This is a genomic window from Sulfitobacter sp. M85 (assembly GCF_029285915.1).
Classification (GTDB): domain Bacteria; phylum Pseudomonadota; class Alphaproteobacteria; order Rhodobacterales; family Rhodobacteraceae; genus Sulfitobacter; species Sulfitobacter faviae.
The window spans coordinates 1-24000 of the sequence record NZ_JABECQ010000003.1 but is presented as its reverse complement, the minus strand read 5'-3'; the positions used below and the strand labels follow the sequence as shown (position 1 = coordinate 24000).

At 63.0% G+C, this 24000-nt stretch carries 26 protein-coding genes and 1 tRNA gene; 14 read left to right on the top strand and 13 right to left on the bottom strand.

Annotation, left to right across the window (positions count from 1 at the left end; all coding sequences use genetic code 11):
* Positions 1 to 39: 39 nt before the first annotated feature.
* Positions 40 to 624, top strand: a complete 585-nt coding sequence (locus tag HKX24_RS06345; protein WP_067265843.1) for an HNH endonuclease — start codon at positions 40 to 42, stop codon at positions 622 to 624.
* A gap of 2 nt (positions 625 to 626) precedes the next feature.
* Here HKX24_RS06345 and xth read toward each other — a convergent pair whose 3' ends face one another.
* Entirely contained in the window at positions 627 to 1409 is a 783-nt protein-coding gene (gene xth / locus HKX24_RS06340) for an exodeoxyribonuclease III (protein ID WP_271691414.1), read from the bottom strand.
* Positions 1410 to 1756: 347 nt separating this feature from the next.
* Between xth and HKX24_RS06335 the strand changes: the two genes are divergently transcribed.
* Together HKX24_RS06335 and HKX24_RS06330 are read left to right on the top strand one after the other, a co-directional pair.
* Positions 1757 to 2014 (top strand): DUF6749 family protein, encoded by a 258-nt coding sequence (locus HKX24_RS06335; RefSeq protein WP_271691413.1) that lies wholly within the window; start codon positions 1757 to 1759, stop codon positions 2012 to 2014.
* Between the two features lie 57 nt (positions 2015 to 2071).
* A complete protein-coding gene (locus tag HKX24_RS06330; RefSeq protein ID WP_271691412.1) occupies positions 2072 to 3130 on the top strand; it encodes a hypothetical protein in 1059 nt (352 codons plus the stop codon).
* A 15-nt stretch (positions 3131 to 3145) separates the two neighbouring features.
* On the opposite strand, the gene HKX24_RS06325 is transcribed toward HKX24_RS06330, so the two are convergent.
* Positions 3146 to 3469, bottom strand: coding sequence for an iron-sulfur cluster assembly accessory protein (locus HKX24_RS06325; RefSeq protein ID WP_209217699.1), 324 nt, complete (start codon positions 3467 to 3469; stop codon positions 3146 to 3148).
* A gap of 96 nt (positions 3470 to 3565) precedes the next feature.
* Here HKX24_RS06325 and HKX24_RS06320 point away from each other — a divergent pair, with 96 nt between their 5' ends.
* The 7 genes from HKX24_RS06320 (at position 3566) to scpB (ending at position 10788) form a co-directional block, all read left to right on the top strand.
* Positions 3566 to 4723 carry a deoxyguanosinetriphosphate triphosphohydrolase gene (locus HKX24_RS06320; protein WP_271691411.1) on the top strand — a complete coding sequence of 386 codons (1158 nt, stop codon included), beginning with the start codon at positions 3566 to 3568 and terminating at the stop codon, positions 4721 to 4723.
* A 48-nt stretch (positions 4724 to 4771) separates the two neighbouring features.
* Positions 4772 to 5392, top strand: a complete 621-nt coding sequence (locus HKX24_RS06315; RefSeq protein ID WP_271691410.1) for a hypothetical protein — start codon at positions 4772 to 4774, stop codon at positions 5390 to 5392.
* A gap of 106 nt (positions 5393 to 5498) precedes the next feature.
* Positions 5499 to 7244, top strand: coding sequence for an arginine--tRNA ligase (argS, locus tag HKX24_RS06310; protein ID WP_271691409.1), 1746 nt, complete (start codon positions 5499 to 5501; stop codon positions 7242 to 7244).
* A 79-nt stretch (positions 7245 to 7323) separates the two neighbouring features.
* On the top strand, positions 7324 to 8334 hold the full coding sequence (locus HKX24_RS06305) for an SPOR domain-containing protein (protein WP_271691407.1): 1011 nt from the start codon (positions 7324 to 7326) through the stop codon (positions 8332 to 8334).
* A complete protein-coding gene (nagZ, locus tag HKX24_RS06300; RefSeq protein ID WP_271691405.1) occupies positions 8334 to 9341 on the top strand; it encodes a beta-N-acetylhexosaminidase in 1008 nt (335 codons plus the stop codon). The genes HKX24_RS06305 and nagZ overlap by 1 nt, the downstream gene beginning before the upstream one ends.
* Positions 9334 to 10128, top strand: coding sequence for a ScpA family protein (locus HKX24_RS06295; RefSeq protein ID WP_271691403.1), 795 nt, complete (start codon positions 9334 to 9336; stop codon positions 10126 to 10128). The genes nagZ and HKX24_RS06295 overlap by 8 nt, the downstream gene beginning before the upstream one ends.
* A 3-nt stretch (positions 10129 to 10131) precedes the next feature.
* Positions 10132 to 10788, top strand: a complete 657-nt coding sequence (gene scpB / locus HKX24_RS06290; RefSeq protein WP_271691401.1) for an SMC-Scp complex subunit ScpB — start codon at positions 10132 to 10134, stop codon at positions 10786 to 10788.
* 14 nt (positions 10789 to 10802) lie between these two features.
* Here scpB and HKX24_RS06285 read toward each other — a convergent pair whose 3' ends face one another.
* The 8 genes from HKX24_RS06285 to HKX24_RS06250 form a co-directional block, all read right to left on the bottom strand.
* Positions 10803 to 11879, bottom strand: a complete 1077-nt coding sequence (locus tag HKX24_RS06285) for a 2'-deoxycytidine 5'-triphosphate deaminase (RefSeq protein WP_271693827.1) — start codon at positions 11877 to 11879, stop codon at positions 10803 to 10805.
* 79 nt (positions 11880 to 11958) lie between these two features.
* Positions 11959 to 12035, bottom strand: a tRNA-Pro gene (locus HKX24_RS06280).
* Positions 12036 to 12102: 67 nt separating this feature from the next.
* Complete coding sequence (locus HKX24_RS06275) at positions 12103 to 13020, bottom strand: MerR family transcriptional regulator (RefSeq protein ID WP_271691400.1); 918 nt, start codon at positions 13018 to 13020, stop codon at positions 12103 to 12105.
* A gap of 3 nt (positions 13021 to 13023) precedes the next feature.
* Entirely contained in the window at positions 13024 to 13326 is a 303-nt protein-coding gene (gene ihfA, locus HKX24_RS06270) for an integration host factor subunit alpha (protein ID WP_067265868.1), read from the bottom strand.
* 109 nt (positions 13327 to 13435) lie between these two features.
* Positions 13436 to 14407 (bottom strand): beta-ketoacyl-ACP synthase III, encoded by a 972-nt coding sequence (locus tag HKX24_RS06265; RefSeq protein ID WP_271691399.1) that lies wholly within the window; start codon positions 14405 to 14407, stop codon positions 13436 to 13438.
* Positions 14404 to 15480, bottom strand: a complete 1077-nt coding sequence (gene plsX, locus HKX24_RS06260) for a phosphate acyltransferase PlsX (protein WP_271687173.1) — start codon at positions 15478 to 15480, stop codon at positions 14404 to 14406. The genes HKX24_RS06265 and plsX overlap by 4 nt, the downstream gene beginning before the upstream one ends.
* Before the next feature lie 50 nt (positions 15481 to 15530).
* Positions 15531 to 15737 carry a 50S ribosomal protein L32 gene (gene rpmF / locus HKX24_RS06255; RefSeq protein ID WP_067265873.1) on the bottom strand — a complete coding sequence of 69 codons (207 nt, stop codon included), beginning with the start codon at positions 15735 to 15737 and terminating at the stop codon, positions 15531 to 15533.
* Positions 15738 to 15937: 200 nt separating this feature from the next.
* Positions 15938 to 16489 carry a DUF177 domain-containing protein gene (locus HKX24_RS06250; protein ID WP_271691398.1) on the bottom strand — a complete coding sequence of 184 codons (552 nt, stop codon included), beginning with the start codon at positions 16487 to 16489 and terminating at the stop codon, positions 15938 to 15940.
* A gap of 90 nt (positions 16490 to 16579) precedes the next feature.
* On the opposite strand from HKX24_RS06250, the gene HKX24_RS06245 reads away from it, so the two are divergent.
* From HKX24_RS06245 to HKX24_RS06235, 3 genes are all read left to right on the top strand, one after another.
* Positions 16580 to 17044 carry an outer membrane protein assembly factor BamE gene (locus HKX24_RS06245; protein WP_067265877.1) on the top strand — a complete coding sequence of 155 codons (465 nt, stop codon included), beginning with the start codon at positions 16580 to 16582 and terminating at the stop codon, positions 17042 to 17044.
* Between the two features lie 62 nt (positions 17045 to 17106).
* The gene (locus HKX24_RS06240) at positions 17107 to 17826 is read left to right on the top strand and encodes a GNAT family N-acyltransferase (protein WP_271691396.1); all 720 of its coding nucleotides are present in this window, start codon (positions 17107 to 17109) and stop codon (positions 17824 to 17826) included.
* A 55-nt stretch (positions 17827 to 17881) separates the two neighbouring features.
* Positions 17882 to 19693 (top strand): ATP-binding cassette domain-containing protein, encoded by a 1812-nt coding sequence (locus HKX24_RS06235; RefSeq protein WP_271691395.1) that lies wholly within the window; start codon positions 17882 to 17884, stop codon positions 19691 to 19693.
* Here the strand turns inward: HKX24_RS06235 and HKX24_RS06230 are convergent.
* The 3 genes from HKX24_RS06230 to tyrS form a co-directional block, all read right to left on the bottom strand.
* Positions 19690 to 20301, bottom strand: a complete 612-nt coding sequence (locus tag HKX24_RS06230; protein WP_271691394.1) for a hypothetical protein — start codon at positions 20299 to 20301, stop codon at positions 19690 to 19692. The genes HKX24_RS06235 and HKX24_RS06230 overlap by 4 nt on opposite strands.
* Entirely contained in the window at positions 20301 to 21056 is a 756-nt protein-coding gene (locus HKX24_RS06225; protein ID WP_271691392.1) for a 3-hydroxyacyl-CoA dehydrogenase, read from the bottom strand. The genes HKX24_RS06230 and HKX24_RS06225 overlap by 1 nt, the downstream gene beginning before the upstream one ends.
* A 134-nt stretch (positions 21057 to 21190) precedes the next feature.
* Positions 21191 to 22441: a tyrosine--tRNA ligase gene (gene tyrS, locus HKX24_RS06220; protein WP_271691391.1), complete on the bottom strand. Its 1251-nt coding sequence runs from the start codon at positions 22439 to 22441 to the stop codon at positions 21191 to 21193.
* Between the two features lie 66 nt (positions 22442 to 22507).
* On the opposite strand from tyrS, the gene HKX24_RS06215 reads away from it, so the two are divergent.
* Positions 22508 to 23635 (top strand): anhydro-N-acetylmuramic acid kinase, encoded by a 1128-nt coding sequence (locus tag HKX24_RS06215; RefSeq protein ID WP_271691390.1) that lies wholly within the window; start codon positions 22508 to 22510, stop codon positions 23633 to 23635.
* The last annotated feature ends 365 nt before the right edge of the window (positions 23636 to 24000 follow it).

The following is a 24000-nucleotide window of genomic DNA, read 5'->3' as shown; positions in this document are numbered from 1 at the left end:
CGAGATATAGTGACTAAAACGGGCAGAGGACGCGACCAGATGGACGGCGATTTCAGGACCGAATTTACCCGCCACCCGGCGGCGCTCAAACACCACCCCGCGCTGGTGCTCAACGCGGACTACCGACCTTTATCCTATTACCCGCTGTCGCTCTGGCCATGGCAGGAAGCCGTAAAGGCCAAATGGCTCGACCGGGTCGAGATCGTCGCCGAATATGACGAGGTGGTGCGCAGCCCCTCTACGGTGATCAGGATCCCCTCGGTTGTCGTCCTAAAAGACTATGTCAAACCTCAAAAGCGCGTGGCCTTCACGCGCTTTAATTTATTTCTAAGGGATGAATTCCGCTGCCAATACTGCGGCGCGAAGGGCGATCTGACCTTTGACCATGTGGTACCACGCGCCGCCGGTGGGGTGACCAGTTGGCAAAACGTGGTCGCCGCCTGTAGCCCTTGCAACCTGCGCAAAGGCTCGCGGCCCCTGCACCGCACGGGGCTTGCCCTGCGCAAACCGCCGCGGCAACCCGCCGCCGAAGAGCTGCGCAACATGGGCCGCAAATTCCCGCCCGGCCATCTGCATGAAAGCTGGATGGATTTTCTCTATTGGGATGCCGAACTGGAGGCCTGACCTCAGATATCCAGCTCAACCCAGATGGGCACGTGATCCGACGGCTTATCGCGCCCGCGCACGTCGCGGTCGATCTGGCAGTCGCGCAGCCGGTCCGCCACGGTGGGCGATAGCAGGAAATGGTCAATGCGGATGCCGTTGTTGCGGTTCCACGCACCGGCCTGATAATCCCAGAAGGAGTAATGTCCCGGCCCTTGGGTGCGCGCCCGGAAAGCGTCTGTAAGGCCAAGGTTCACCAGCCGCCGCCATGCGGCGCGGGACTCGGGCCGGAAGAGGGCATCTTCGCGCCAGCTGTCGGGTTTGGCAGCATCCTCGGCCTGCGGGATGATGTTGTAATCCCCCGCCATGAGGAACGGCGTTTCCTCGGCCAGAAGCGCTTCGGCACGGGCTTGCAGCCGCGCCATCCATGCGAGTTTATAGTCATATTTCGGCCCCGGCGCCGGGTTGCCATTGGGCAGGTAGAGCCCGCAAACCCGCAGCGCCATATCGTCGCCCACCACCGTTGCTTCGATCCAGCGGGCCTGATCATCGGCATCATCGCCCGGCAGGCCGCGGGTCACATCCTCAAGCGGGAGTTTCGACAGGATCGCCACGCCGTTAAAGGACTTTTGCCCGTGGGTTTCGACGTTATAGCCGCGCTCTTCGAGCATTTCGCGGGGGAAAGCCTCATCCACTGACTTGATCTCTTGCAGCACGACAACGTCCGGCTGCGCCTCGTCTAGCCAATCGGGAAGGGCCGCCGCGCGGGCCTTGATACCGTTGATGTTGAAACTCGCGATCTTCATATCCGGCCCTCTTTCGACGTCCGACTGCTATCGCGCAATTGGCGTCGCGGAGCAAGGGGAAGGCTTGCGCGCTTAAGGTGATTCTCGGGTCAGATTTCTTGCTATTATAGAAAGTCCGCGAGGCGGTTGCCCGTATTGTCTCGATCCTGCCCTGTGGGCGGCATTTCTTTTTCTCCACAGGGCGCAAGATAATTTGAGGAGTAAGGCGAAACTGTGGCGCGACCTTAATGTGGATAAGTGGTTCAGTACAATGCGTTAGCCGAAAAATGCTTGGATCAACACGCTTAACGTACGTCAGTCGAAGAACTACATCTTTAAATTGCAAAGCCCTTTGAAAGGACCTCATGATGACCGCTATTTTTGCACGCGACTTTGCCCCAGTAACAGCCCCGCAGACAGAGGACAATCCCATGGCGTTTGGCGCCGGTGTTGGCCTTTTCACCACCGGCCTCAACCGTGGGGGCGGTGACATGTTGTTGGGCGAAGGGGTCGAGATGTTCACCACTGGGCTACAGCAGGACGGCAGCAGCATCACGCAAGGCGGCGGGGTCGGCCTGTTCACCACTGGCCTCGCCCCGGCTGAGGTGCTGCCCTTCAGCGGCTGAAGCCCTTTCAAGCGGGCGGCTTTGTCGCCCGCCGTTCCCCCTGTCGGAGGCCATGCGATGACCAATGTTGTTCTGCTCAGATCTGACGAAAGCCAAGACCAGGCCATTCAAAGGGCCCGGCTGATCCAAGCCTTCGCAGAAGGGCGTCACGCGCAGGGGGATGTTTTTTGGCTGAAGGAAAACGCCGAACTGCTCGGGGCGCTGGCGAGCACGGGGGCCACGCTCGACACCGCGGCGCTTCAGCCGCTCGCGGCCTTCCATCAGGGCTGCCGGAACCTGCTGCGCGATTTTCCTCAGTATTACCGTTTCATCCTGTCGATTTGTCTCGATCTCGAAGACCTCGGTTTGCCTCGGCACTACGGCGCGGCCCTTTGCGCCAAGGTTGCGCGGGCAGGGCTGGAGGGGGCGGAGCTGTCGGATCTGCAACGGGCCGAGGCACGCCGTCTGCTGCGCCGTCGGGGTGTGGGGCCGCGGGTGGAGGACGGGGCGCTCGGTCAACGGTTGCGCGATTTTATCGCCCGCAGTGCCACCTTCGCCATGCCCAATCGCAAGGCGGCCTATGAGTTGACCCATATCGTTTTTTACCTGTCAAACTATGGCCGCCGGCTCCCGGACCTGCCGGAGGCCGCGCTGAAAAGCCTGCATTTCACGGGGCTGCTGGCTTTTCTCGATCAGGATATGGACCTGCTGGCCGAGGTCTGCGCCGCGCTGCGTTTTGCCGGGCAGGCCCCAAGCCCGTTGTGGGAGGATGTTATTGCCGCCCGCCACCGTGCCATGCGGGTCTACACCGACGAAGGCGCGACTTTGCAGGACGATTACCACGAATGGCTTGTCACCGGCTGGGCCATGCAGATTGCGGGCCGCCCGATGCGATCCACCGATATCCCAAAAGGCGCATTGCGTTTTCACAAAAGCCGAAAGGGGGCAGGGGCCCTGCGCCCGCTGGCGGCTTGCCTCAACGACATGGGCGCAAACCGCCGGGCCGACTGGGGGCAGATGCGCCCGCATGTGCTGTCGTATCTTTGCCCGGAGAGCCACGCGACCCTGCTGCGCGCCGAACGCGCCGGGCCTTATTTCGAAGAGTTCTTCGAGGGGTTCGCCCGGGCGCGCGTTTAAACGCGCCCGACAGACCTACATCGAAAAGGACGTGCCGCAGCCGCAGGCCGCCGTCGCATTGGGGTTCTCGATGGTGAAGCGCGCGCCGATCAACTCTTCGGTGAAATCGATCACGGCGTCGGCCAAAAACGGCAGGGAGACGCTATCGACCACCACCTTCTGACCGCTGCCTTCGAGAATGAGGTCATCTTCGGCGGGCTCGTCCAGCGCGATGTCGTATTGAAAGCCCGAGCAGCCGCCGCCTTCGACAGCGATGCGCAGGGCCTTGCCTTCGTCTGCGGCCCCGATCTCGGCGAGGCGTTCAAAGGCGCGGGGGGTGACTTTGGGGGGCAGGTTCATCTGCGGGCTCCGATGCATCGGTTTTCTTTCGCGTTCCTCTAACATATAGAAAGCACAAGGACAGGTCACAAGGACCGCGAGAGAGGACCAGCCGCGATGCGCGCAGAATTCGCCTCTGATCCGGACACCGCCAAGGGACGGTTGGTGCCGGAAGAGGAAAGCACTTTTCGCTCCTGTTATCAGCGGGATCGGGACCGGATCATTCATGCCTCTGCCTTTCGGCGGCTGAAGCACAAGACGCAGGTCTTTGTGGAGCATGAGGGCGACTATTTCCGCACCCGTCTGACCCATTCGATTGAGGTGGCGCAGGTCGCGCGGACCATCGCAGGCGCGCTGCGTCTGAATGGCGAGCTGACCGAGGCGGTGGCGCTGGCCCATGATCTGGGCCACACGCCCTTTGGCCACACCGGCGAAGATGCGCTGCACAGGCTGATGGAACCCTACGGCGGCTTCGATCACAACGCGCAGGCGATCAAGATCGTCACCACGCTGGAGCGGCACTATGCCGAATTCGATGGGCTGAACCTGACGTGGGACACGCTGGAAGGCATCGCGAAACACAACGGGCCGGTGACGGGCGAGGTGCCCCATGCGCTGGCCGATTACGACGCGCGGCACGATCTGGAACTGCACACCCATGCCAGCGCCGAGGCGCAGGTCGCCGCGCTGTCCGATGATATCGCCTATAACAACCACGATCTGCACGACGGTCTGCGCGCAGGGCTGTTCACCGAAAGTGAGATCGCCGAACTGCCCATGGTCGGCCCCGCCTATGCCGAGGTTGACCGGCTCTACCCCGAGACCGACAGCTACCGCCGCCGTCATGAGGCGCTGCGGCGGGTCTTTGGGGTGATGGTCGGCGATGTGATTGAAACCTCGGCCAAACTGCTGAAAGACTCAGGGGCGAAATCCCCTGACGCCATCCGAAATCTGGGCCGCCCGGTGATCCGTTTCTCAGATCCCGTCTGGCAAGACCTGCGCGAGATCCGCAAGTTTCTCTTCACGCGCATGTATCGCGCCCCCTCGGTGATGGAGAATCGCGAGAAGGTGACCAAGGTGGTCGAGGACCTGTTCCCGCTGTTCCTGTCACAGCCCAACCTCTTGCCGCGCCATTGGGCGGCGGCGATCGAGGCGGCAGAGGATGAAACCGCGCTGGCGCGGATGGTGTCTGATTACATTGCGGGCATGACCGACCGTTTCGCCCTGCAAGAACACGCGCGTCTCTTCGACAGCGACCTGCGCAGCTTCCGCTAGTCTTCGCGGCATGGTAGTCTTCTTTTGATGATCCATAGGTGACATGACATGATACAAACCCCCGTTCTGCCGGAAAGTCTGGCCGGTGACGCGACCTTCGCGATCCTCTCGGCGGGGCAAGCGCCGGGGCCTACGGTGGCCAAACGCGCGGCGGATCTGGGGGCGGAGGTCGTGGCGATGGACCGCGATCCCGCGGTGCTGGCGCGGTTGATGAGCCAATCGGCCGAGCGTGTCGAAGGGCTGGCACTAGCAGGCGATCTCGTCTCACGCTTTGAACCGCTGCACCGCAACTGGGGCGGCACGCCGCTGCATATGGTGCTGAACCTGATGCCGCTTGAACCCGACGATTGCGCCAAGGGCATGGATGCTCAGATCCGCGGGCTTTCGGCCATGGTGCGCGCCTTGGGCCGTGGCCTCGTGGCCGGGCGGGGCTCTGTGGTGACCGTTTTGCCCCGACCAAGCCAGCCCTTGGCGCTGGCGGGGCACGGGATGATCGGCGCGGTCGAGGCGGCCAATGCCGCGCTCGACAAGGTCTTTGGCGCGCGGGGGGTGCATTTCCACCTGATCACTGTGCCCGAGGGGCAGGCCGAATTGGCCACGGACACCGCGCTGTACCTTGGGTCTGAGGCTGGCCGACGGCTCCGAAGTGGGCGTTTTGACCTCGGCTAACCAGACCGGCTCAAACGCCACTCCCCAACTTGGGCCGCGACGGCCCGACGCTTGATTGACTGCACCCCCGCACATGATAAACGGGCGGGGAACAAGGATACCCGACATGAACCTATTTGCCGAAATTCGCCATCTCATCATTGCGACGCTGGAACAGATGGTCGCGCAGGAAGCTCTGCCTGCGACCCTGAACTTTGACCCGATCACCGCTGAGCCGCCGCGTGACGCGGCCCATGGCGACATGGCCACCAATGCCGCGATGGTGCTGGCCAAACCTGCGGGCATGAAGCCGCGCGACATCGCCGAAGCACTGGCCGCGCAATTGCAAAACGATCCGCGCATCACCTCCGCCGAAGTGGCGGGGCCGGGCTTCATCAACCTGCGCCTTGCGCCTTCGGTCTGGCAAAACGTGGCCCGTCAGGTGCTGAACCAAGGCACCGACTTTGGCCGCGCGATCCTTGGTGCCGGTCAGCGGGTGAACGTTGAATATGTCTCGGCCAACCCGACGGGGCCGCTGCATGTGGGCCACACCCGTGGCGCGGTCTTTGGCGATGCACTGGCCAGCCTGCTTGACTTCGCGGGCTATGACGTGACGCGGGAATACTACATCAACGACGGCGGTGCGCAGGTCGATGTGCTCGCCCGTTCGGTCTATCTGCGCTACCTCGAAGCCAATGGCAAAGAGGTGGCATTCCCCGATGGCACCTATCCCGGCGACTATCTGATCCCGCTGGGCGAAGCGCTGGCCAAGATGTACGGCGACAAGCTGGTCGACCAGCCGGAAAGCGAATGGCTGGACGATATCCGCGAATTCGCAACCGACGCGATGATGAACCTCATTCGAAACGATCTGGCGGCACTGGGTGTCGAGATGGACGTCTTCTATAGCGAAAAATCGCTCTATGGCACGGGTCAGATCGAAGCGGCCATCGCCTCGCTCGAAGCCAAAGGGTTGATCTACGAAGGCGTGTTGGAGCCGCCGAAGGGTAAGAAGCCCGACGATTGGGAACCGCGTGAACAGACCCTGTTCAAATCCACCGAACATGGCGACGATGTGGACCGCCCGGTCAAGAAGTCCGACGGGTCTTGGACCTATTTCGCCCCCGATATCGCCTATCACTATGACAAGGTCAGCCGTGATTTCGACATGCTGATCGACGTCTTCGGCGCGGATCATGGCGGCTATGTCAAACGGATGAAGGCGGCGGTTTCGGCGCTGAGCGACGGGCATGTGCCGCTCGACATCAAGCTGACGCAGTTGGTGAAGCTTTTCAAAAACGGCGAGCCGTTCAAAATGTCCAAACGGGCAGGGACATTCGTGACCCTGCGCGATGTTGTGGATCAGGTCGGCCCGGACGTGACGCGCTTTGTCATGCTGACGCGCAAGAACGACGCGATGCTCGACTTCGATTTCGACAAGGTGTTGGAGCAAAGCCGCGAGAACCCGGTCTTTTACGTGCAATACGCCCATGCGCGGGTCGCGTCGATCCTGCGCAAAGCCGAAGAGGCGGGGATCGAGGTGGCGGATGCCACGCTGCTGGACGCGGATTTGTCTAAGCTCGACCACGAGGCCGAGATCGGCCTGCTGCGCAAGCTTGCCGAATGGCCCCGTTTGGTCGAGACCGCCGCGCGCAGCAATGAGCCGCACCGGGTGGCCTTCTACCTCTATGAATTGGCCTCCGATTTCCACAGCCTCTACCACTTGGGCCGGTCCGAGGATGGCTTACGCGCCTTGCAAGAAGGGGACGCGGCCACGTCGCAGGCAAAAATCGCGCTGTCGCGTGCCGTTGCGATTGTAATTGCGGCGGGTCTTGGTATTCTCGGGGTCACACCGGCGCAAGAGATGCGGTAACCGCACCAGCGCGCCGAAAACAGGCAACCCCATGACCAGACCCGCGTGGCGATGTATCACGCCGGGCAAAGAGGCAGAGATGGCAGATTTCACGTCTTCCCCGACGACGGCGGGCTATGCGCCCGATTCCGCGCATAGCTACGCAGTGGGCAGCGCGCCCAAGACCCTGACAACGCTCACCAATATCGCGGGCGCCGTGGTGTCCTTGGCGCTTGTGGCGGGGATCGGTGTTTGGGGCTACAAACTGCTTGTGCGTGACGTGACCGGCATCCCGGTGGTCCGCGCGATCGAAGGTGAGATGCGCGTGCGCCCCGAAGAGCCGGGCGGCGAATTGGCCCGTCATCAGGGGCTTTCGGTCAATGTCGTCGCCGCCGAAGGCAGCGCCGGGCGCCCGGCGGATGAGCTGCGCCTCGCGCCGCGCCAGATCGAATTGCAAGACGAAGACCAGCCCGTCAAAGCGGCAATGGTTGCCGCAAAGACACAAGGCAACGTGACGCCAGCCGTGGCGCGTGAGGATGACGGCGACCTGATCGACGCCTCAGAGGCGATCCGCTCGGGCAATGTGCAAGACCTCGTGGCGCAACTGACCAATGGCGTGGCACCGCTCACCGGGGAGGAGGCCGCCGCTGGCGATCCTGTCGATGCCGCCGTGGCGATGGCGCTGGCCGATACCTCCGTGCAGCCCAAGGTGGTCAAGGCCGTGCTGAACGCGCCGGGCGTGCGCAACTCCCTGCGTCCGCGCCGCCGTCCGGCGGGCGGTGCCGTTGTGACACCCGCCGCCGTGCAACCTAACCCCGTGGCCGCGGCCACCCAAGAAGTCGATCCCGCATCGCTGCCCGCCGGCACCCGCATGGCCCAGCTTGGCGCCTTTGACAGCCCCGAGGTCGCGCGCGAACAGTGGGACCGTTTGCAGGGCCGTTTCGGTGCCTATCTCGAAGGCAAGAGCCGCGTCGTGCAAAAGGCCACCAGCGGCGGACGGGTCTTCTACCGCCTGCGCGCCATGGGCTTTAACGACATTGCCGACGCGCGCCGCTTCTGCTCGGCCCTCGTGGCTGAAAACGCGGATTGCATCCCGGTGGTGATGCGCTGATGCGCCCCTTCGGGGCCACGATCCTCGACGCGACGGGCCATCGGCTCAGCGTCGAGGAAAAGGCGTTCTTTCGGGACGTGCGGCCCTTTGGCTTTATCCTCTTCGCCCGCAACATCGACAGCCCCGACCAGCTCCGCGCGCTCTGCGAAGAGATGCGCGAGGCGGCGGGGCATGAGGCCGTCATCACCATCGACCAAGAGGGCGGCCGCGTGCAGCGTATGCGCGCGCCCCAATGGCGCGATTGGCTGCCTCCGATGGACCTCGCTGCCCGCGCCGGGGATCAAGCGCTCCAAGCCTTCTACTTGATGTACCGGATCATCGCCCATGAGCTGCACAGCGTGGGGATCGACAGTAACTGCGCCCCGCTGATCGATGTGGCCGGGCCGGACACCCACCGTTTTCTGCGCAATCGCTGCTACGGCGAAACGCCGGGGCAGGTGGCCGAGATTGGCCGTGCCGTGGCGGATGCGCTGCTGGCCGGAGGGGTCTTGCCGGTAATGAAGCACATGCCGGGCCATGGCCGCGCGACACTTGACAGCCACCACGATCTGCCCCGGGTTGCGGCCCGCCGGATCGATCTGGAGGCGGTCGATTTCGCCCCCTTCCGCAGCCTGCGCGACCTGCCGATGGGGATGACCGCGCATCTGGTCTATGACGCGCTGGACAATGCCCCGGCGACCCTGTCGCCCGAGGTGATGCGGCTGATCCGCGAAGAGATCGGCTTCGACAACCTCGTGATGACCGACGACATTTCGATGAAAGCGCTGCAAATGACCCCAGCGGAAAGCACCCGCGCCGCGATCGCGGCGGGCTGTGACGTGGCACTTTTCTGCAACGGCCCGCTCGAAGACCGCCGCGCCGTGGCCGAAGCCGCGGGTGAGATGACCCCCGCCGCCCAAACCCGCGCCCTGCGGGCCATGGATGCGCGGCAAACTCCCGATGACGTTGACATCGACGCCCTCAGCGCCCAGCTTGAGACGCTTCTGGGCGGGACAGTGCATGGCTGAGACGACATTTCAGGAAGACCGGGCCGGGGCTGGCAGCACCGTGGCCGACCGGCTGGCCGCCGAAGCCTTCATCATCGATGTCGAAGGGTATGAAGGGCCGCTTGACCTGCTGCTGTCGCTGAGCCGCACGCAAAAGGTCGATCTGCGCAAGATCTCGGTGCTGCAACTGGCGCGGCAGTATCTGGCCTTTGTCGAACGGGCCAAGGAGTTGCGGCTGGAACTGGCGGCGGATTACCTCGTCATGGCGGCGTGGTTGGCTTTCCTGAAGTCGCGTCTGCTGCTGCCTCCAGACCCGACCGAAGAGGGCCCATCGGGCGAGGAAATGGCCGCGCATCTGGCCTTCCAGCTGGAACGTTTGCAGGCCATGCGCGACGCCGCCGCGCGTCTGATGGCGCGGGATCAGCTTGGCCGGGACTTTTTTGCCCGCGGCCAGACCCAAGAGATCACCAGCGTCAAAAAGGTCACTTATACCGCGACCCTGTTGGACCTGATGCAGGGCTATGCGCGCACCCGCACGCGTGAGGATTTCCGCCCCTTCGTGATGGACCGCGACAAGGTCTTCACCATGGAGGAGGCGCTGGACCGCATGCGCGGGCTGATCGGCTATGCGGGCGATTGGGGCGATCTGAACAGCTACCTGCCCGAGGGTTGGGAAAGCGACCCGGAACGCCGCCGCTCGGCCACGGCGGCGACCTTTGCCGCCTCTTTGCAACTGGTCAAAGAGGGGCATATGGAGATCCGGCAAAAAGAGATTTTCGCCCCCATCCAACTGCGCAAGAAGGATTGATGCGTGTCGGAAGAGATTAAAACAAAAGAAAAGAAACTGTTCGACGCGCCCTCGCTTGCCGAGCAGGAGCGTATGATCGAAGCCGTGCTCTTCGCCAGTTCCGAGCCGATCACCCTGCGCGAACTCGAAGAGCGTTTGCCGCGCGGCTCAGACGTGGGCGAGGCGATGGCCTTCCTGCGGCACCGGTATCAGGGGCGCGGCGTGCAGGTGATGAAAGTCGGCGATGCCTATGCCTTTCGCACCGCGCCGGACCTTGGTTTCCTGATGCATAAGGAAACGGTCGAGACCCGCAAGCTCAGCCGCGCCGCGATCGAGACTTTGGCGATCATCGCTTATCACCAGCCCGTCACCCGCGCGGAGATCGAAGAGATTCGCGGCGTATCGGTGTCGCGGGGCACGGTGGACCAGTTGCTTGAGATGGAGTGGATCCGTTTTGGCCGCCGCAAGATGACCCCGGGCCGTCCGGTGACCTTTGTCGTCACGCAGGAGTTTCTGGATCACTTCGGTCTGGAAAGCGCGCGGGATCTGCCGGGGCTGAAAGAGCTGCGCTCTGCCGGGTTGTTGGAGAACCGTCCGCCTGCCGGTCTGCTGCCCACCGTCGGCGATGGCGAGGGCGAGCCGGAAGCGACCGAAGGGCAGAGCGAGTTGTTCGAGGATTGACCGGCGCCGCGTGTTTACGCGGAGCGGAAATGCTTCGACAGTTTCAGTCCCTGACCTTGGTAGTTCGACGCGATGTCGGCCCCGTAAAGCTGGCTGGGGATCTGCGCCATATGCTCATAGACCAAGCGGCCCACGACCTGGCCATGCTCCAGCACGAAGGGCGCCTCGTGACAGCGCACTTCCAGCACCCCGCGTGAGCCTGCGCCGCCCGCCTCGGCATGGCCAAAGCCCGGATCGAAGAAGCCCGCGTAATGCACGCGGAACTCTCCGACCATCGCCAAATAGGGTGCCATTTCAGCGGCATAGGCAGGCGGGATCGTCACCGCTTCGCGGCTGACGAGGATGTAGAACGCGCCGGGGTCGAGGATGATCTGACCGTTGGTGCTATGCACCTCTTCCCAATAGGCGGCGGGATCGTAATGGCCAATCTTGTCGAGGTCGATCACCCCGGTATGCGGCTTCGCGCGGTAGCCGACGAGGCTGGTGCCGGGCAGCCGCAGATCGACGGAGAAGCCCAGCCCCTCATCGATCACGGCGGTCCCATCCACCAGTGGTGTCTTATCGTGCAGCGCGCGCAGCGCGTCGTCGTCGAGGGTCGCATCCCCGCTGCCGAAACGAATCTGATTGAGCCGCATCCCGGGCCGCACCAGCACCGAGAAAGAGCGCGGGCAGATCTCGGCGTAGAGCGGGCCGGTGTAGCCCGGCGCGATGCGGTCGAATTCGGTGCCACCATCGGTGATGGTGCGGGTCAGCAGGTCAAGCCGCCCGGTGGAACTTTTGGCATTCGCCACGGCAGAGACACCCTCGGGCAGCGCCAACTGCTCCATCAGCGGCACCACATAGACGCAACCCTTTTCCAGCACGGCCCCTTCGCTGAGGTCGACGCGGTGCATCTCGAACTCCGCCAAACGATCCGAGACCTTGGCCCCATGCCCGGCAAGGAAAGACGCACGAACGCGATAGGCGACGCTGCCGAGGCGGAGGTCAAGACTGGCGGGCTGGATCTGGGCAGAGGTGACCGCGGGATCGCCGGCGATGGCGCCGCTTTCGATCATCGCTGCAATCTGCTGGTTGGGGAGCACCCCGTTCATCGCATTGGGCATCGGGCGCGGCCTTCTTAAATGACAAACGCCCGCGCGTTACCGGCGCGGGCGTTTTGTTGTAGTCGGTTGGTCGGGCTAGCAGGACTCGAACCTGCGACCTTCCGTCCCCCAGACGGACGCGCTACCAGGCTGCGCCATAGCCCGACTACGTGGGCTTCATACCCGATCTCGCAGGGGGTGCAAGAGGGAATTGCCAATCTTTTCATCGCGATTAGAAATTTGTTTCCGCGCCGGCTTCTGCGGCCATGCGCGCGCGCAATTCGGCCAAATCCAGCAGCAGACCGGCGACCTGCGGTTGCACGTCGCGGGGCAGGCGATGGACACGCGCCCCGACGCTCAGCAGCCCCGGACGGGCGGGGAAATCGGCTTCGGGGGTGAAATCGGGCAGGTCGATGATCGCGGGTTTTGGCCTGTCGTCCTCGGGGTCTTCCGCCTCGGCTTCAGCGGGGGCGGGCGAAACCTCTGCGGTCTCCTCCGGCTCAGCCGCCAGCGGGCGCTTGAGGAACTCGGGCAGGCCGGTATCCGATGCAGGTTCCGGCGCGGGTTCTTCTTCGGGCTCAGCTTCGGACGCAGGGAGTTGCGGCGCGTCGGGCGTGTTGCTGTCAGAGGGGGCCAGCGGATCGGGCGTGGCCCGTGGGTGATCGTCGGCGGGCGGCATGGGCGAGGGGCGCTGCGCTGCCGCGGGGGCGGGTTCTTCCAGCTCTGCTGTCGTCTCCTGCCGCGCGTCGACCGTCTCAGCGCTCGCCTCATCCCCGCGCGCTTCCGTCTTCGCACCGAAGTTCAGAACCACACCGGTCTCAGGCCGGATGATGTCCGGCTTCGGCGCAGGGCGCGGCTCCACGAAATCCAACTCATCAAGCGGGGCGGAGAGGGAGGAGACATGGGTCATCCCTTCCTCACGCAGGATCTTCTGAACGCCTTTGATGGTCAGCCCATCGTCATGCAGCAACTTCTTGATCCCACCAAGCAGCAGCATATCGGCGGGGCGGTAATAGCGCCGCCCGCCCGCCCGTTTGATGGGTTTCACTTGGGTGAACTTACTCTCCCAAAACCGCAGAACATGGGCTTGGATACCGAGCCAGTCAGCGACTTCGGAGATGGTGCGAAAAGCGTCCGGCGATTTGACCATAGGTCAGGACTTGTTGCCTTCGGCAACCCGGTCTTTCATCAGATGCGAGGGGCGAAAGGTCAGCACCCGGCGCGGGTTGATCGGAACCTCTTCGCCTGTTTTCGGGTTGCGGCCCACACGCGCGGTCTTGTCGCGCACCGAAAAAGTGCCGAAAGAGGAAATCTTGACCTGTTCCCCGTCGACCAGAGCGTCGGACATATGCTCAAGCACGGCTTCGACCAGCTGAGCACTCTCATTGCGAGAAAGACCGACCTCACGAAATACAGCTTCGCTTAAATCCATGCGCGTCAATGTCTTGTTCGGCATTATATCCCCCATGCTTTCCAATAGCATATGCTGCTCAGATTTTTAGAGTCAACATCAATGCCCGGATCGAGCACGATTCGGCAGAGATTTTCCGCGTTAGCTCAGGGACTTACCAGCGCAGGACAACAGAGCCCCAAGCCAGACCGCCGCCAATGGCCTCGGTGACGATCAGATCGCCCCTGTTGATCTGACCACGCTCACGGCCCACCGACAGCGCCAGCGGGATCGAGGCGGCAGAGGTGTTGCCGTGGTCTTGTACGGTCACGACAACGCGCTCCATCGGCAGGTTCAGTTTCTTGGCGGTGCCTTGGATGATGCGGATGTTGGCCTGATGCGGCACGATCCAATCGACGTCTTCGGCGCTGACGCCGGCACGCTCCATGGCGGTATTGGCCGTGGCGGCAAGCTTTTCAACCGCGTGGCGGAACACTTGATTGCCCTGCATCCGCAGATAGCCTGTGGTGCCGGTGCTGACGCCGCCATCGACGTAGAGCAACTCGCGGTAGCGCCCGTCGGAATTAAGGTCGGTCGCGAGGATCCCGCGATCCTCGGGCGTGCCTTGCCCTTCTTGCGCCTCAAGCAGCAGCGCGCCCGCGCCGTCGCCAAAAAGCACACAGGTCGACCGGTCGGTCCAATCCATGATGCGGCTGAAAGTCTCGGCCCCGATCACCAGCACATTGCGCGCCTGACCGGAAACGATAAGCGCGTTGGCGTTCGCCAGCGCATAGACAAAGCCCGCGCAGACCGCTTGCACGTCAAAGGCGAAACCATTGGTCATGCCCAGTTCGGCCTGCACCATGGTCGCGGCCGACGGGAAGGTCAGGTCGGGTGTGGAGGTGGCCACGACGATCGCGTCAACATCAGAGACATCGCGCCCCGCGTCTTCGAGCGCCTTGCGTGCGGCGGCGCTGGCCATGGAAGAGGTGGTCTCACCTTCAGCGGCGAAGTGGCGGCGTTCGATGCCCGAGCGCGAGCGGATCCATTCGTCATTCGTGTCGAGGGTCGCTTCAAATTCGGCATTTTCCACGACACGGGCGGGCAGGTAGTGGCCACAACCAGTGACAACGGCGCGCAGGCTCATTTGACGGACTCCTCAGCTGGCAGCGTCGCGGCGACGCGAGCGGCTAGCTTGTCATTGAATTTATTCTGCGACAACTGCGCGGCGAGTTTGATCGCAGCGGAGATGCCGGTCGCATCGGCGGAGCCGTGCGATTTCACCACCGTGCCGTTCAGACCCAGAAAGACGCCGCCGTTCACACGGCGCGGGTCGATCTTTTTGCTGAGACGGCGCAGAGAGGTATAGGCCAGCAGCGAGGCGAGCCGCGACAGGGGTGAGTATTTGAATGCTTCGCGCAGCCTGTCGCCGATCATGCTGGCCGTGCCTTCGCCGGTTTTGATCGCGACATTGCCGGTGAACCCATCGGTCACGATGACATCGGCGCGGTTGCCCGAGATATCGCCACCCTCAACGAAACCGACGAATTCAAACCCGGTGGCATCGCCTTGGGCGCGAATCAAATCATAGGCTTCTTTGAGTTCGGTGCGGCCCTTATGCTCTTCGGTGCCGACATTCAGCAGCCCCACCCGGGGGCGCTGCAAATCCATGCCGTTGCGGGCGTAGGAGGTGCCCATCAGCGCGAAACGCAACAGATCATCGGCGTCGGCGCGCACATCGGCGCCCACGTCGAGCATCACATTGAAGCCCTGCGGGTTGGAAGAGGGGTAGAGCACGGCAATCGCAGGGCGGTTCACGCCCGGCAATTTGCGCAGCCGTATCATCGACATCGCCATCAGCGCGCCGGTATTGCCGCAAGAGACAGCCACAGCCGCCTCTCCGCTGCGCACGGATTCGATGGCAGACCACATGGAACTGTCTTTGCCGGTGCGCACGACTTGGCTGGGCTTGTCATCCATCGTGACGACATCCGTGGCGTGACGTATCTCGCAACGGTCCGACAACTCACCACGTTTGGCGATCAAAGGCTCCAACTGATCACGGGGACCATGCAGGATAAAACCGATATCGGGATTTGCTGTCGCAGAAAGCGCACACCCGGCAACAACTGCTGCCGGGCCTTCGTCACCCCCCATCGCGTCGACCGAGATCAGGGTGTGTCCGGCTTTCGCGTTGGGGTGATCGGGCTGGGCCGTCATCAGTGCGAATGCCTCACTGCCTAAGAGAAAACCTTAAAAACTACCGCAGCTTATGCTGCGTCGTCTTCCAGGTCCACTTCTTCGGTCAGGGCGACAACTTCGGCGTCGTCATAGTGACCGCAAGCCGCGCAGATGTGGTGGGGGCGCTTCAGCTCACCGCAGTTCGAACATTCGTTCGGGTTCGCCGCGGAGAGCGAATCGTGGGCGCGGCGGTTGTTGCGGCGGGATTTGGATACTTTATTCTGTTGGACAGCCATGTCTGGTGCCTTTGCCTTCGGGGTTGCTGACTTGGCAAAGCAGGCCGCAACCGTGTTTCAATTCGGACCCCGTTTCGGGCGTGACGACGCTTTAGGGCCGCAGCCGCGCAATGTCCAACCTTAATTCGGGTGAGGGCGGCAAAATAACGCGAAACCGGCGCGATGCAAGCGCGAATTTCCGCGGTTTTCCGCTTGTTTCCTTAGGTTTCGTCTTTCTTCAGCGCATCGCGCAGCGCGCCCAAGCCTGCAAAGGGCCGCGCGTCTTCGTCCGTCATCGGCTTTTGGCCCGGTTCGGCATGGACCATCTGGCCCAGTTCCGCATCGCCCTTGCGGGGATATTCCGGCACCTCCAGCGCCAGCGCCTCGATCATGACCTGCGCGGGGTCGATCCATTGGCCCAAAGGCTCTGCCGTATCGTCCTCGGGCATTTCGACCTCCTCTTCGTCGGGGAGTTCGAAATCATGGATGAAGCGGCGGGTAATATCGGCGTCGATCCGCGTGGTCACTGGCTCAAGCGTGACGACGCAGGGCTGCACCACGGTCGCGCCCAGTTTCCCGTCCAGCTGCCAGTCCTGTTTGCCGAGCGGTTTGATGCTGCCCGAAAAGCTAAGTTTGCGCAGGGCCGAGAGATCGAGTTCCTCGGCGATCTGCGCGAGCGCTTCCGCCTCAGGGCGCAGCGCGAACGCGTTTGGCTCCGTCTGGGACAGGTCCGCGACCCGAAGAGCGGTTGGCGTAGGTGATTTGCGCGACATGAGATCCGACTTTCGTTTCTTGTACACTTGGGGTGCCTTGGTGTATGCGAAATAAAAGCCATAATCCGTCAGGGCAAGAGGGCAGACCAAATGCGCAAAACCAAACAGACCGGCAAGACGCACCTCCGGATCGCGGGTATGGGCCTTGCACTGCTTCTGACCGCCTGTAGCCCGCAGTATGAGAACCACGGCTATGTGCCGCCGCAAGACCAGCTTGAGCAGGTCGTTGTGGGCAGCGATACCAAGGAAAGCGTCGCGCAGAAGATCGGTGTGCCCACGGTTTCGGGTGTTTTGAGCGATGATAGTTACTATTACGTTAAGATGCGCAAACGCGCTCTGGGCTTCATGGCCCCGAAAGAGATCGAGCGTGAGGTGGTGACCGTCAGCTTCAACGAAGCCGGTGTGGTGTCGAATGTCGAACGCTTCGGGCTTGAACGCGGGCAGGTCGTGCCGCTGTCGCGCCGCGTGACGACATCGCCTGTGGCCGACAACACCTTCCTGCGCCAGCTTCTGGGCAACCTTGGCCGCTTCAGCCCGTCGGCCTTCGGCAGCTAAGTTCCCCTTGGCATGTCCCCGCAGCGGGGCAGGGCCGCGGATAAGCGAAGGCGACCTCGCAGATGACCCAAGCGCCCCCGGGCCGATATCTGACGCGCGAAGCCCTCACGCCCGGGGACATTACCCGGGCCCAGGCGCTGCGGACGCAGTGTTTTCAGACCGGAACCGCCGACCGTGATGCATTCGACGCGGCAGCACGGCATTTTCTGATAGAGGATCGCGACAGCGGCACATTGGTCTGCTGCTTTCGCCTGACCCGGTTTCAGGGCGCGGAGCTGGCCCAGAGCTATGCCGCGCAGTTTTACGATCTGAGCCGTCTGGGGCGCATGAAAGGCGCCATGCTGGAACTGGGCCGCTTTTGCATCCACCCAGAATGGCAAGACCCCGACATTCAGCGCCTCGCTTGGGGGCAATTGGCCCGGGAAGTCGATGACAGCAGCGCGGCGCTTTTGTTTGGCTGTTCCTCTTTCACGGGCACGGATCCGACCCGCTACCGCGATGCCTTTGCCCTGTTGAAACAGCAGCATCTTGCCCCCGCGGAATGGCGCCCCCGCGTCAGGGCGGCTGAGGTCCACCCCTATGCCCGCGACCGCCACAGCCCCGATCCGCGGCGCGCGCGCCAGCAAATCCCGCCGCTGCTGCGCAGCTATCTGGCGATGGGAGGCTGGGTCAGCGATCACGCCGTGATCGATCGGCAAATGGGCACGCTGCATGTCTTCACCGGGCTGGAGATCGCCGGGATCCCGCCCAACCGCGCGCGGCTTTTGCGAGCGCTGGCCTGAAGCCGCACCGCCTTTGGACATTGACCTTGCCCGCGCCGAAAGATAGCTGGCAGGCATGGCACGCGCACCCCTTTTACAACTCACCGACATTTCGCTGACCTTTGGTGGCGATCCTGTTTTCGAAGACCTCTCCCTCGTGGTTCAGACCGGCGATCGGTTGGCCTTGGTGGGCCGCAACGGCTCGGGCAAATCGACGCTGATGAAGGTCATGGCCGGGCTGGTAGAGCCCGACAGCGGGGCGGTCGTGGCCGGGCCCGGCGTCTCGGTCGGCTATATGGAGCAGGAGCCTGACCTTTCGGGCTTTGAGACGCTTGGCGACTTCGCGGCCCATGGGCTCGATCCGGGTGAGATGTATAAGGTGGAGCGCGCAGGCGAGGGGCTGAAGTTTGACCCGGCACGCCCTGTGGCCACCGCATCGGGCGGGGAGCGTCGCCGCGCGGCACTTGCGCGGCTGATGGCCGAAGAGCCGGAACTGATGCTGCTGGACGAGCCGACCAACCATCTCGACATCGAAGCCATCGCATGGCTCGAATCCGAGCTAAAGGGCACCCGCACCGCCTTTGTCATCATCAGCCACGACCGCGCCTTCCTGCGCGAGCTGACCCGCGCGACCCTCTGGGTCGACCGCGGCACCGTGCGCCGTCAGGACATCGGCTTTGAAGGGTTCGAGGCATGGCGCGATCAGGTCTGGGAAGAAGAGGACATGCAGCGCCACAAGCTGAACCGCAAGATCAAGGCCGAGGCGCGTTGGGCGGTCGAGGGGATCTCGGCCCGGCGCAAGCGCAATCAGGGCCGGGTGCGCGCGCTTCAAGAGTTGCGCGCCGAACGCTCGGCGCAGATCAAACGGCAAGGCACGGCGGCCATGGCGTTGGAGGCTGGGCCGAAGTCAGGCCGCAAGGTGATCGAAGCGAGCGGTATCGCCAAGAAATTCGGCGACAAACAGATCCTGCGCGACTTTTCGATCACTGTGCAGCGCGGCGACCGGATTGCGCTGGTAGGGCCAAACGGCGTGGGCAAGACCACGCTTCTGAACATGCTGATCGGCAAAGAACAGCCCGATGCGGGCGAGATCAAACTGGGCACCAATCTGGAACTCGCGCTGTTCGATCAAGCGCGCGCGCAGCTTGACGGGGACATGACCCTTTGGGACAGCCTCACCGGCGATCCTGAAATGCGCGTCTCGGGCAAGGCCGATCAGGTGCTGGTGCGGGGTCAGCCGAAACATGTGGTCGGCTACCTCAAGGAATTCCTTTTCGATGAAGCACAGGCCCGCGCGCCGGTCCGCTCGCTTTCGGGCGGCGAAAAGGCGCGGCTGCTTTTGGCCAAGATCATGGCGCGCTCCTCGAACCTTCTGGTGCTCGACGAACCGACGAACGATCTCGACGTTGAGACGCTGGACCTGATGCAAGAACTCTTGGGCACCTATGACGGCACCGTGCTGCTGGTCAGCCACGACCGTGACTTCCTCGACCGGGTGGCGGCGACCACCATCGCGATGGAAGGCGATGGCCGCGCCACGGTCTATGCGGGCGGCTGGTCCGATTATCTGGCGCAGCGCGGGCAGGATGATTTTGCTGAAAGCGTTGTTAAAACCAAGCCGAGCAAACCCGAGCCGAAAGCGGAGAAAAAGCAATCCGCGGGCGGGCTCAGCTTTACCGAAAAACACCGGCTCGAAGCCTTGCCTGCTGAGATCGAGCGGTTGGAGGCCGAGATTGGCAAGCTCGAAGAACTGCTTAGCGATGCGGAGCTTTTCACCCGCGAGCCAGTGAAGTTTCAGAAAGCCACCGATGCACTGGTGCAGCGGCATGAAAAGCTCTCTAACGCCGAAGAAGAGTGGATGGCGCTGGAGGAGAAAGCGCAGGGTTAACCCCGCGCTTCTGCCAAGGCGATCTGCGGGCGGTAACCGTTGCGGAATGCCGCGACGATGCTCGGCGGGGTGAGGAGGGTAACGCGGCCCTGCGGGCGTCGCTGCGCAGCCCCGTAGCCCTCCGGCGCATAGGGGTGAAACGCATCGCCGAGAAGCACGCCGCTCTGGCCGTCGTGATCCAAGACGAAACTCCCGTCGGGCAGGTCCTGCGCTTCTACATCCCCATGGCGGCGCTGACGTAAAACGCGCGGCACGGCGCGTTCGGCGTGCAACTGACGGTCCAGATCCGCCGCGGGGCCGGGGAGGTCGCAACACGCGCGAAACCGTCGATAATCCGCAGCACGGCATTCCGAACAAGGCCGGTGACCGGCGGCAAAGGCCACGGCCTCATCAAGAAAGAACAGCTCGGTGTAATGGCGCGGCGCCATCAGCTTGCGGCGGCGCCCCTTGAAGCTGAGCCGACAACAGACCCAATTCTGATGCGCCCAACGGCGTTTGGGGTGCAGTCCGTTTTCGTCATGCAGGATGCCACGGTTGCCCATGAAGCTGCCCCGCGCCGGGTGGGCGATGATCTCCCCATCCGGTTGCACGCGGTTTTGCAGCGGCATCAGCGCATCCTGAGCGCGCCGTCGAGGCGGATGACCTCACCATTGAGATAGCCCATTTCGACGATGAACCCGGCCAGCCGCCCGTATTCAGACGGATCGCCAAGGCGCGGCGGGTTGGGCACATCCTTGGCCAATTCAGCCTGAACCTCTTCCGGCAGCCCGGCCAGCATCGGCGTTTTGAAGATGCCCGGCGCGATGGTCATCACGCGAATCCCTTCCTTGGCCAGATCCCGCGCCATCGGCAGGGTCATGCCCGCGATCCCGCCCTTGGAGGCAGCATAGGCGGCTTGGCCCTTCTGCCCGTCGAAGGCGGCGATGGAGGCGGTATTGATGATTACCCCGCGCGCGCCGTCGTCTTCGGGGGTGTTCTTGGCCATGGCCACCGCCGCCAGCCGCGCCACGTTGAAACTGCCGACGAGGTTGATGTCGATGGTGCGTTGAAAGGCGTCCAGCGGATGCGGCCCGTCGCGGCCCGTGGTTTTGATCCCAAGTGCGATGCCCGCGCAATTCACCGCCGCGGTGATCCAACCCATCTTTTCTTGGGCATAGTCCATCGCTTCCTGCACCGAGGTCTCATCCGTCACATCGGTCAAGACGTAGTGGCCGCCGATCTCTTTCGCGATGGCTTCGCCCCGGGCAGCGTCACGGTCCAACAGGGTGACCTGCGCGCCCTGCGACGCGAAATAGCGCGCCGTGGCTTCGCCAAGCCCCGATGCGCCCCCGGTGATGATGGCGGCTGTACTGTCTAGTTTCATGATGGCTCCCCCCGATATGAACACTTGTTCAGTTCAGCACGAAGTCTCACCCCATGCAAGAGATGCCGTTGCGGAGGGAGGAGGGCTGCGGGAGCGGGGAAGACGGGGCAGACCGAAGCCCGCCCCGTGAGAGATCAGCCGACCTGCACCAGCGCGTGGCGCTTCTTGCCCGCGCTGAGTTTGACCGGAGAGGACAGCGCGCCCGCATCCAGCATCAAGCCCGCATCCGTCAGCGGCTTGTCGTCGATACGTGCGCCGTTCTCGGCAATCAGGCGCTTGGCTTCTTTGCCAGAACCCGCAAGGCCCGATTTCACCAGCAGTTGCACAATGGAAACGCCATCGCCCACATCCGCCGCCGAAAGGGTCAGGGTGGGCAGGTCATCGCCCACACCGCCTTTTTCAAAAACTTCGCGCGCGGTGGCTTCGGCATTGCGGGCGGCCTCTTCCCCGTGGAGCAGACCCGTGACCTCGTTGGCCAGACGCACCTTCGCCTCGTTGATCTCGGACCCCGCCAGCGCGCCCAGACGGTCGCATTCATCGACCGGCAGCTCGGTGTAGAGCTTGAGGAAACGGCCCACATCGGCATCGGTGCAATTGCGCCAGAACTGCCAGAACTCATAAGGGCTCAGCATATCGCCATTGAGCCAGACCGCACCGCCTGCCGATTTGCCCATCTTCTTGCCGTCGCTGGTGGTCAAGAGCGGTGACGTCAGGCCGTAAACCTCCCCATCGATCACCCGGCGGGTCAGGTCGATGCCGTTGACGATATTGCCCCATTGATCCGACCCGCCCATCTGGAGAATGCAGCCATAGCGGCGGTGCAGCTCCATGAAGTCATAGGCTTGGAGAATCATGTAGTTGAACTCAAGGAAAGACAGCGACTGCTCGCGGTCCAAACGGGACTTCACGCTTTCAAAGCTCAGCATCCGGTTGATCGAGAAATGCCGCCCGATGTCGCGCAGGAAATCGAGGTAATTCAACCCGTCGAGCCATTCCGCGTTGTTCAGCATCAAGGCGCCATTCTCACCCTCGCCGTAATCGAGGTATTGCGCAAAGACCTGACGGATGCCTTCGATATTGTCGTCGATCGCCTCGGGCGTCAGCAGGGGGCGTTCATCCGACCGGAAGGACGGATCGCCCACCTTTGTCGTGCCGCCGCCCATCAGGGTGATAGGCTTGCCGCCGCATTTCTGTAGCCAGCGCAGCATCATGATATTGACCAGATGCCCCACATGCAGAGACTTGGCCGTGGCGTCATAGCCCACATAGGCCGGGGCCGCGCCTTTCAGCAGGGCTTCGTCCAACCCCTGATAATCGGTGCAATCGGCCAGAAAGCCGCGCTGCATCATCGTGTGGATGAACTCCGATTTGGGATGGTATGTCATGGTGACTTGCCTCAAAACTGTATTGCGGGGCAATCTATATGCGCACGAGCGGCAAAGGAAAAGGCCATGAATAGGGCCAAGCACAGGCAAGATGCCGGAACCGAAGTGGTGACGGCTTTGGGAATGATGTCGGGCACCTCTTTGGATGGGGTGGACGCCGCTATTTTGCGTACCGATGGGCAGGACATCGCCAGCTTTGGCCGCAGCGCCTATCGCAGCTATTCCTCTGAAGAGCGGCGCGTGATCGCTGCGGGGTTCGGCAAGTGGCACGGGGCCGAGGTTGAGGAGGCCGCCAAGGCGGTGGAGGCCGCGCATCTGGCGCTCTTGGCCGACCTGCTGAAATATGCGCCTGAGGTCGACCTCATCGGTTTTCACGGACAAACGCTGGCCCATGCCCCACGCATGCAGGGCACATTGCAGGTCGGTGACGGCGCGCTGCTGGCGCGTGAGATTGGCCTGCCCGTGGTCTGGGATTTCCGCAGCGCCGATGTTGAACTGGGCGGCGAGGGCGCTCCGCTGGCGCCGTTCTTTCACCATGCCTGCGCGCGTTATGCCGGGCGAACCGGGCCGGTGGCTTTCTTGAACCTTGGCGGCGTCGGCAACCTCACTTGGGTCGACCCGCGCGTCGCCCGCCCCGAAGAAGAGGGCGCGCTGCTGGCCTTTGACACCGGCCCCGCCAATGCGCCGATCAACGATTTGATGCAGGCCCGCCTTGGCCAAGACTACGATGAAGGCGGCAAGCTGGCCGCGCGGGGCAGGGTCGAGCAGGGCGCCTTGGAGCTGTTTCTGGCCGAGCCCTATTTCGCACGCATGCCGCCCAAATCCCTCGACCGGAATGATTTTGCCGAGATGGTGGCCCTTGTGGGTGAGCTCTCCGATGCCGATGCCTGCGCTACCCTCACTGCCATGTGCGCGGCTGGCGTGGCTGAGGCGATGCAGCATTGCCCAGCCCCGCCCGAACGCGTCTATGTGACGGGCGGCGGCAGGCATAACCCGGTGCTGATGCGGATGCTGGATGTCAGCCTCGATTGCCCCGTCGCCCCGGTGGAAGAGATCGGCCTCGATGGCGACATGCTTGAGGCGCAGGCATTTGCCTATCTGGCAGTACGCGTGGCGCGCGGGCTGCCCACCTCGTGCCCCGGCACGACAGGCGTCCGCGCCGCCGTTGGCGGGGGCACCGTCAGCCGGGAGTGAGGTGAGCGGGGCGTTGCCTAACTTTGACGGAAAGGTGCCGGAGAAGGATTTTAAGGCCCCAACGTGCAGTCAGTATGCCGCCATATCGGCTGGCACGCCCACTTGTTAACAAAGTTGCGAAAAATTCCCCCGTTACGCAATTTTCTTGAAACGCAATCGCGACTTCTCGCGTAGGTTCCCTGTGGGGGCCAAGGGTCGAAGGCATTCGACCGGCTTTGAGAAGGAGATTCGCTATGACTAAAGCGGTTCGGTGAAAACCTGAATCGGGTAGTTCCCTTGGTCTTCTGTTTGTGATTCATCCTGTTCAGGAGGATGGTTCATGTCAGCACCTTTGCCGGATGCGCTTCGTGCGCGATTTCAGAAAT

Excerpts from the sequence above, each read along its gene's own strand:
- HKX24_RS06345 (WP_067265843.1), top strand. The coding sequence starts at position 40 with ATGGACGGCGATTTCAGGACCGAATTTACCCGCCACCCGGCGGCGCTC.
- xth (WP_271691414.1), bottom strand. The coding sequence starts at position 1,409 with ATGAAGATCGCGAGTTTCAACATCAACGGTATCAAGGCCCGCGCGGCG.
- HKX24_RS06335 (WP_271691413.1), top strand. The coding sequence starts at position 1,757 with ATGACCGCTATTTTTGCACGCGACTTTGCCCCAGTAACAGCCCCGCAG.
- HKX24_RS06330 (WP_271691412.1), top strand. The coding sequence starts at position 2,072 with ATGACCAATGTTGTTCTGCTCAGATCTGACGAAAGCCAAGACCAGGCC.
- HKX24_RS06325 (WP_209217699.1), bottom strand. The coding sequence starts at position 3,469 with ATGAACCTGCCCCCCAAAGTCACCCCCCGCGCCTTTGAACGCCTCGCC.
- HKX24_RS06320 (WP_271691411.1), top strand. The coding sequence starts at position 3,566 with ATGCGCGCAGAATTCGCCTCTGATCCGGACACCGCCAAGGGACGGTTG.
- HKX24_RS06315 (WP_271691410.1), top strand. The coding sequence starts at position 4,772 with ATGATACAAACCCCCGTTCTGCCGGAAAGTCTGGCCGGTGACGCGACC.
- argS (WP_271691409.1), top strand. The coding sequence starts at position 5,499 with ATGAACCTATTTGCCGAAATTCGCCATCTCATCATTGCGACGCTGGAA.
- HKX24_RS06305 (WP_271691407.1), top strand. The coding sequence starts at position 7,324 with ATGGCAGATTTCACGTCTTCCCCGACGACGGCGGGCTATGCGCCCGAT.
- nagZ (WP_271691405.1), top strand. The coding sequence starts at position 8,334 with ATGCGCCCCTTCGGGGCCACGATCCTCGACGCGACGGGCCATCGGCTC.
- HKX24_RS06295 (WP_271691403.1), top strand. The coding sequence starts at position 9,334 with ATGGCTGAGACGACATTTCAGGAAGACCGGGCCGGGGCTGGCAGCACC.
- HKX24_RS06285 (WP_271693827.1), bottom strand. The coding sequence starts at position 11,879 with ATGAACGGGGTGCTCCCCAACCAGCAGATTGCAGCGATGATCGAAAGC.
- HKX24_RS06275 (WP_271691400.1), bottom strand. The coding sequence starts at position 13,020 with ATGGTCAAATCGCCGGACGCTTTTCGCACCATCTCCGAAGTCGCTGAC.
- ihfA (WP_067265868.1), bottom strand. The coding sequence starts at position 13,326 with ATGCCGAACAAGACATTGACGCGCATGGATTTAAGCGAAGCTGTATTT.
- HKX24_RS06265 (WP_271691399.1), bottom strand. The coding sequence starts at position 14,407 with ATGAGCCTGCGCGCCGTTGTCACTGGTTGTGGCCACTACCTGCCCGCC.
- plsX (WP_271687173.1), bottom strand. The coding sequence starts at position 15,480 with ATGACGGCCCAGCCCGATCACCCCAACGCGAAAGCCGGACACACCCTG.
- rpmF (WP_067265873.1), bottom strand. The coding sequence starts at position 15,737 with ATGGCTGTCCAACAGAATAAAGTATCCAAATCCCGCCGCAACAACCGC.
- HKX24_RS06250 (WP_271691398.1), bottom strand. The coding sequence starts at position 16,489 with ATGTCGCGCAAATCACCTACGCCAACCGCTCTTCGGGTCGCGGACCTG.
- HKX24_RS06245 (WP_067265877.1), top strand. The coding sequence starts at position 16,580 with ATGCGCAAAACCAAACAGACCGGCAAGACGCACCTCCGGATCGCGGGT.
- HKX24_RS06240 (WP_271691396.1), top strand. The coding sequence starts at position 17,107 with ATGACCCAAGCGCCCCCGGGCCGATATCTGACGCGCGAAGCCCTCACG.
- HKX24_RS06235 (WP_271691395.1), top strand. The coding sequence starts at position 17,882 with ATGGCACGCGCACCCCTTTTACAACTCACCGACATTTCGCTGACCTTT.
- HKX24_RS06230 (WP_271691394.1), bottom strand. The coding sequence starts at position 20,301 with ATGCCGCTGCAAAACCGCGTGCAACCGGATGGGGAGATCATCGCCCAC.
- HKX24_RS06225 (WP_271691392.1), bottom strand. The coding sequence starts at position 21,056 with ATGAAACTAGACAGTACAGCCGCCATCATCACCGGGGGCGCATCGGGG.
- tyrS (WP_271691391.1), bottom strand. The coding sequence starts at position 22,441 with ATGACATACCATCCCAAATCGGAGTTCATCCACACGATGATGCAGCGC.
- HKX24_RS06215 (WP_271691390.1), top strand. The coding sequence starts at position 22,508 with ATGAATAGGGCCAAGCACAGGCAAGATGCCGGAACCGAAGTGGTGACG.